This is a genomic window from Rhizobium sp. SEMIA 4085, assembly GCF_013004495.1.
Taxonomy (GTDB): domain Bacteria; phylum Pseudomonadota; class Alphaproteobacteria; order Rhizobiales; family Rhizobiaceae; genus Rhizobium; species Rhizobium gallicum.
Window position 1 is genome coordinate 22,898 of record NZ_JABEPH010000022.1, and the last position, 6,238, is coordinate 29,135.

The 6,238-nt window shown below is 59.8% G+C and carries 4 protein-coding genes; 1 reads left to right on the top strand and 3 read right to left on the bottom strand.

All coding sequences use genetic code 11. From position 1 onward, the window contains the following. Nucleotides 1-3: 3 nt before the first annotated feature. Nucleotides 4-600 carry a LysE family translocator gene (locus C9413_RS04255; protein WP_039846241.1) on the bottom strand — a complete coding sequence of 199 codons (597 nt, stop codon included), beginning with the start codon at nt 598-600 and terminating at the stop codon, nt 4-6. A 283-nt stretch (nt 601-883) separates the two neighbouring features. Between C9413_RS04255 and clpB the strand changes: the two genes are divergently transcribed. Next, entirely contained in the window at nt 884-3,487 is a 2,604-nt protein-coding gene (clpB, locus tag C9413_RS04260; RefSeq protein WP_039846239.1) for an ATP-dependent chaperone ClpB, read from the top strand. Between the two features lie 51 nt (nt 3,488-3,538). Here the strand turns inward: clpB and C9413_RS04265 are convergent, their stop codons facing one another. Beyond that, nucleotides 3,539-5,470 carry a M23 family metallopeptidase gene (locus C9413_RS04265; protein ID WP_170250213.1) on the bottom strand — a complete coding sequence of 644 codons (1,932 nt, stop codon included), beginning with the start codon at nt 5,468-5,470 and terminating at the stop codon, nt 3,539-3,541. 503 nt (nt 5,471-5,973) lie between these two features. Next, nucleotides 5,974-6,238 (bottom strand): hypothetical protein (locus C9413_RS32650; protein WP_210263394.1); only part of this gene is annotated, 265 nt, incomplete at its 5' end.

Below are 6,238 nucleotides of genomic sequence, written 5' to 3' on the forward strand. Positions count from 1 at the left end.
GGCTCACACGAATATTGTCGCGACAGAGCCGGCGAGTGCGATTGCCATCACGATATTGAAGGCGCGCGCAATGCGCGCGTCTTGAAGCAGTTTCTGCATCATTGCGCCAGCCATTAACCAGGCGAGACCGCTCGGGAAGGCTGCCACAAAAAATAGGACTGCGAAGGTTGCGGCCAAGCCGAAAGCGCTTCCTGGAGATGCGCCGGCGTAGGCGGTAATCCCACTCATGGCAACCAGCCAACCCTTCGGATTCATCCATTGAAACGCCGCCGCGTGCAGAAAGCCCACGGCTTTCGTGTCGCCTTTCGCCTGCGTCACGTCCGCGGTCGCGATCTTCCAGGCCAGCCAAAACAGAAAGGCAGCGCCGATCAGATTCATGATCGTTAGCGTAAGCGGATAAAGCAGAAACAACTGCGCAAGGCCGAGTCCCGCACAGAAGAATAGCGACGACATTCCCAAGGCAGCACCGAGCACGCATGGCAGGCCGCGTGTCAAACCCACGAGTGACGCGGTCGCCATGATCATGACGTTGCTCGGGCCGGGCGTGATGGCGCCGACGACTGAAAAGGTCAGAAATGCAATCGTTTGCTCGAGGGTCATCACGGCTCTGCTGTTTAGGAAGCTGCAACGCATACCAGCAGCGCTACAATCGGGTCTTGAACGTTCGTGCCATCAGGCCGCGGCCGCGCGTTCGCGAAGGATTGTTCGGCCCGGCTTTCGTGGTTCCGGCTCTTTAAACTCGCGAAAATCCATCCCATATTCGTCCTCGAATGCTTCGTCCAATTTCCAAAAAGGATGAAGCAACGGCTCGCCTTTTGAGGGAGCTCAATCTCAATCATCGGTCTGTGCCTTATAAGGGCAGGGCGATCCATGGAGGTAGAATATGAATATCGAAAAGTATTCCGAGCGGGTTCGCGGTTTCGTTCAGTCCGCCCAAACCTATGCTTTGGCGCAGGGTCACCAGCAATTCACGCCGGAACATGTCCTCAAGGTCCTGCTTGACGATGATCAAGGCATGGCCGCTTCGCTGATCGAGCGCGCCGGCGGCGATGCCAAGGCCGCGCGGCTTGCAAACGATGCAGCGCTTGCAAGGCTGCCGAAGATTTCCGGCGGCAACGGCAACATCTATCTCGCCCAGCCGCTCGCTAGAGTTTTTTCCACCGCTGAAGAGGCCGCCAAGAAAGCCGGCGACAGCTTCGTCACGGTCGAGCGGTTGCTGCAGGCCTTGGCGATTGAGACTTCCGCTTCGACCTCAGCGACGCTGAAGAATGCTGGCGTGACGGCGCAGAGCCTCAATCAAGTTATCAACGAAATTCGAAAGGGGCGCACGGCCGACTCGGCTAATGCGGAACAAGGCTTCGATTCCCTCAAGAAATACGCCCGCGATCTGACCGGCGAGGCGCGCGAGGGCAAGCTCGATCCGGTGATCGGCCGCGATGACGAAATCCGCCGTACCATTCAGGTTCTCTCCCGCCGCACCAAGAATAACCCGGTGCTGATCGGCGAGCCCGGCGTCGGCAAGACGGCAATCGTCGAGGGACTGGCACTACGCATCGTCAACGGCGACGTGCCGGAGTCTCTCAAGGACAAGAAGCTGATGGCGCTCGACATGGGCGCGCTGATTGCAGGTGCAAAGTATCGCGGCGAATTCGAAGAACGGCTGAAGGCCGTGCTTAACGAAGTGCAGTCGGAAAACGGCGAGATCATCCTTTTCATCGACGAAATGCACACGCTAGTCGGCGCCGGCAAGGCGGATGGAGCGATGGATGCTTCCAACCTGCTGAAGCCAGCGCTTGCGCGCGGCGAGTTGCACTGCGTCGGTGCCACCACGCTTGACGAGTACCGCAAGCATGTCGAGAAGGACGCAGCACTCGCCCGCCGGTTCCAGCCCGTCATGGTCGATGAACCGACGGTCGAGGACACGATCTCGATCCTTCGCGGCCTCAAGGAAAAATACGAGCAGCACCACAAGGTTCGCATTTCGGACTCGTCGCTTGTAGCGGCTGCGACGCTGTCGAACCGCTATATCACCGATCGCTTCCTGCCCGACAAGGCGATCGACCTGATGGACGAGGCGGCCGCGCGGTTGCGCATGCAGGTGGATTCGAAGCCCGAAGAGCTCGACGAGTTAGATCGCCGCATCATGCAGCTGAAAATCGAGCGTGAAGCGCTAAAGAAGGAAACGGATGCGGCCTCCGCCGACCGTCTGACGCGGCTCGATGCCGAACTGACGGACCTGGAGGAGAAGGCCAACGCTCTGACGGCCCGCTGGCAATCGGAAAAGCAGAAGCTCGGTCTTGCCGCCGATCTCAAGAAGAAGCTCGACGACGCCCGCAACGAACTGGCAATCGCCCAGCGCAAGGGTGAATTCCAGCGCGCCGGCGAATTGACCTATGGCGTCATTCCGGAGCTGGAAAAGCAACTGGCCGATGCGGAAAGCCAGGATGGCGACCGCAGCGCCATGGTGCAGGAGGTCGTGACGCCGGATAATGTCGCCCATGTCGTTTCCCGCTGGACCGGCATTCCGGTCGACAAGATGCTGGAAGGCGAGCGCGAAAAGCTGCTCAGGATGGAAGACGAACTGGCGACTTCGGTCATCGGCCAGGGCGATGCGGTGCAAGCCGTATCGCGTGCCGTTCGCCGTGCGCGCGCCGGGCTGCAGGACCCCAACCGGCCGATCGGCTCATTCATCTTCCTCGGCCCGACCGGCGTCGGCAAGACGGAGCTCACCAAGGCGCTCGCCCGCTTCCTCTTCGACGACGAGACGGCGATGGTGCGCATGGACATGTCGGAATACATGGAAAAACACTCCGTGGCCCGGCTGATCGGCGCCCCTCCCGGCTATGTCGGCTACGAGGAAGGTGGTGCATTGACCGAAGCCGTCCGCCGCCGGCCCTATCAGGTCGTGCTCTTCGACGAGATCGAGAAGGCGCATCACGACGTCTTCAACATCCTCCTGCAGGTGCTGGATGAGGGGCGCCTGACGGACGGCCAGGGCCGCACGGTCGATTTCCGCAATACGATGATCATCATGACCTCGAACCTCGGTGCGGAATTCCTCACCCAGTTGGGCGAGGGCCAGGACAGCGACACGGTTCGCGAGCAGGTGATGGAGGTCGTGCGCGCCAATTTCCGGCCGGAATTCCTGAACCGCGTCGACGAGATCATCCTCTTCCATCGCCTGAAGCGCGATGAGATGGGCGCGATTGTCGATATCCAGCTGAAACGGCTGGTGGCGTTGCTGGCCGAGCGCAAGATCACGATCGAGCTCGATGACGATGCCCGCAGTTGGCTTGCCAACAAAGGCTACGATCCGGTCTATGGCGCGCGGCCATTGAAGCGGGTGATCCAGAAGTATGTCCAGGATCCGCTTGCCGAGCAGATTCTCTCCGGCCAGGTACCGGACGGATCGACGGTGAAGGTCACCAACGGTTCCGACCGCTTGCTGTTCCGCTCGCGCAATTCCGCCGTCAGCGAAGCAGCGTAAAGACCGGCATCCGGGAAAGCAAATGGCGGCTCCGGCCGCCATTTTTTTGGCCTACTTGCTAGCGATCTGATCGACCGGCTGGTTATTCAGGAGCGTATCGATGCGCTTGCGCTCGTCCTGGAATTTAGCCAGTGCTTCGCCGGCCAGCGACTTGCCGCCCGGCAGGCGGATGCGGAGCGGATCGACCTTGGTGCCGTTGACGATCATCTCGTAGTGCAGATGCGGTCCGGTGGATTCGCCGGTGGTGCCGACCCAGCCGATCACCTGGCCCTGGCGAACTTTGGCTCCGGGCACGATGCCTTTGGCAATGGCGCTCTGGTGGTTGTAGGAGGACTCGTATCCATTGGCATGACGGACGATCGTCTGATTGCCATAGCCGCCGGAATCCCAGCCGGCCTTCTCGACCGTGCCATTGCCGGTCGCGATAATCGGCGTGCCGCGGGGAGCGGCCCAGTCGACGCCCGTATGCATGCGGGCAAACCCCAGGATCGGGTGGCGTCGCATGCCGAAACCGGACTTGAAAATGCCGTTCGGCACCGGGTTGCGCAGCAAGAACTGACGGATGCTCTTGCCGTCCTGATCAAAGTAATCGACGTTTCCGTCCGCATCCTGGAAGCGGTAGAAGCGTGTCACCGTATCGCCAAAACGGGCATTGACGTAAAGCAGTTCGGAATTCGGCGTCCCGCGGCCGCTCGAATCGGCGACAGAGAAAAAAGCCTCGAGGAAATCGGTCGGCCTCAATTGCGCCTGGAAGTCAACATTTGCCGCAAGCAGCTTGATGATCAGCGCCGTCATATCCTTGGTCATGCCGTAGGAAAGAGCGGCGCGATAAATGCCGTCATAAACGCGCGGCAGGTTCTGGCCAGCGGGAACCGACAGCGAATTGTCGTCGAAGGCAGTCGCGATCGCGTCAAGCCTAGGTGGTTCACTTGCCTCAACGAAGCGGCTCTTGTCGTCGAGAGCGATCGTGACGAGATGACGCGTGCCACGATAGACGCTCGCGCGGATGAGTTTGGCCTGTTCGCCCTTCTGGATGATGCCGACACGCAGGACGTCGCCCTTGGCAAGTTCGTCGCTGCCGAGTGGCGGCGCGAGGTTGGCAGAGAGCATCTTTGCCTGCGGCTCGGGATAGCCCGAATCCATCAGCGCCTTGACGATGGTGACGTCCTGGCGGGCCGGCACGATGTCGTCGGCAAATTCCTCGGTCTGCGGCGTGATCGATTCCGGTGCAGACACCGTCATGTTCTGCTCGAGAACGCGGGCCGACAGGCCTGATGTCAGATCGACATCGTTGTCCTCGTTCGAAAAGCGCTGAGGAGCGACATAGTAGAGCGCAGCGACTTGAGTGGCTCCGTCAGTCAGTGCCGAGCCGTTCGAGCGGACATTCTCCTCCACTTCATCCAGCGTCATGCCGGGCGCCGCCTGAAGGTCGCTCTTGCCGGTTGGGAAAGGAACGGTCTTGAGGCTGACCTCGGATTCAACGTCCGAGCCGTAAATCGCGCCGGTGCGCGCGGCCGGCGCGGGCTGCGCCTCATCGGCTGCGAAGATCGCAAGCGCGTCGAAATCCGGATAATCCTCGGTCGCCACATGATTGGCGGCGAGCCGCATCTTTACATGCGAGAAGGGCTGGCGGCGGACGATTTCTTTGTCACCGTCATGGACAACCGTCGATACTTCCATGATCGCCCGGTCCGAAGGCCTGGCGGCGATCGCGGGGGCGATCAGCCGTCCACCACGGGTAACGGCGCTATCTTCATGGGTATTGATGCTGGCAAAGGCCTCGGCGGGGATCGCCAGCTGCTGCCGGCCATCAAGGGCGGCAAAGAGCGCGACGCCCATCAGCACGCTCGATGTGATGCCAGTGAGGAACGTGCCCGAGAGCCAGCGTAAAGAAACCTCACGCTTGTCGGGTGCGCGCCTGCCATCGGCGAGAAGCGGAGGCTCGTTACCCAACGAGCGGATCATCATCTTCTCCGTCATCATGGCAGGTTTATCCGCGTCCTTTCATGGGCTTACTCGGGCTGCTCTGGCTGGGCCGAAAGATGTGCATATTTCGGGCATGGAAGTCAAATCACGCCGCAGGGCGCAATCTAGGCGCCCATGCCTGCGTGGATCGTGCGTCCTTCTGAGACCACCCGATTGTGATCTTGTGAGGGCGGAACCATGGCCGAAGGCGATTTTTACCGGCGTTCAACCGGAATGGCCACCTGCGGGCGTACAAACAGAGCCTTCGAAGCCACCGTAAGGGCCATCAAGGCGAATTTCACTTTGAAATCAACGGAATGAGAGAATTTTCATTTTTTTCCAAAAAGGCCTGTTGACTATGTCTGAGGGTTAGCCGTATAAGCCGCGTCACTGAACGAGGGCGGCGGCGCTGCTGGCGACGATGTCCTTCGCTCTTGGGTTTCCGGATTGGCTGGATTGCTGATTGGGGCTGGGACTTTCGGGTTTCGGCTTGGGCCTTGTGACTGGATATGTCTGGTCTGTTATTTGACAATTGAAGATGAGAAGAAAGAGAAACGTGGGCGGCGGAGCTTGCGAGGATCGGTAGCGATACCGATTTTTGGAAAGAGACTTTGGCGGTCACGTTTATCAAGAGAAGTTACACTGGTTTTTGACGTTGGGCTTTCGGGTTTGGCGTTTAGAAAACAGGTGTGAAGTTCTCGTCGATTCAGAACGTGACGTAAGCCAATGATTGAATTCTCAACATGAGAGTTTGATCCTGGCTCAGAACGAACGCTGGCGGCAGGC